At 70.6% G+C, this 557-nt stretch carries 1 protein-coding gene; it reads left to right on the forward strand.

Annotated elements, in window-relative coordinates; genetic code table 11:
* The coding region (locus A5906_RS44135) for an exodeoxyribonuclease VII large subunit (protein WP_283807675.1) at positions 1 to 557 on the forward strand (557 nt) is incomplete at both ends.

Below are 557 nucleotides of genomic sequence, written 5' to 3' on the forward strand. Positions count from 1 at the left end.
ATTTCCGCAGGTTTACCGCCGCAAGTTCAAAGCTGACGCTGCGGGTGCTGCACGGCCAGATCTCGCAGGCCGATCATCGGCTCACCGTGTGTGGCGAGCGGCTCGGCCTGTCCGCGCGATCGCTGCTGCGGCAAAGGCGCGACCGCTTTGCCGGACTGGAGGTACGCCTGCGCGCCTCAAAGCTTTCGAATGCGCAGGCGCAGCGCAACGCGATCGCGCGCCAGCGCGAGCGCACGCATCGCCTGGCCGAGCGGGCGAACCGCGCGCTCGTCACGCTGTTGCGGCGGCTGGAGGCGCGCGTCGAAAACAGCGGCAAGCTGCTCTCCGCCTTGTCCTACCGCAGCGTGCTCGCGCGCGGTTTTGCGCTGGTGCGCGATGAATCCGGCCACCCCGTGCATGCGGCGGACGCGATCGGTCCCGGCGCGCGTGTCGAGATCGAGTTTGCGGACGGCCGTGTCGGCGCGACCACGGATGCGGATCGCCCGCCCGCAGCAAAGCGCGCGCCGCCGCAACCGAGGCCGGCCACGCAGGAGACAAAACCGGCCCCGAAGCGCGTG

The organism is Bradyrhizobium sacchari (genome assembly GCF_002068095.1).
In the GTDB taxonomy this organism is placed as follows: domain Bacteria; phylum Pseudomonadota; class Alphaproteobacteria; order Rhizobiales; family Xanthobacteraceae; genus Bradyrhizobium; species Bradyrhizobium sacchari.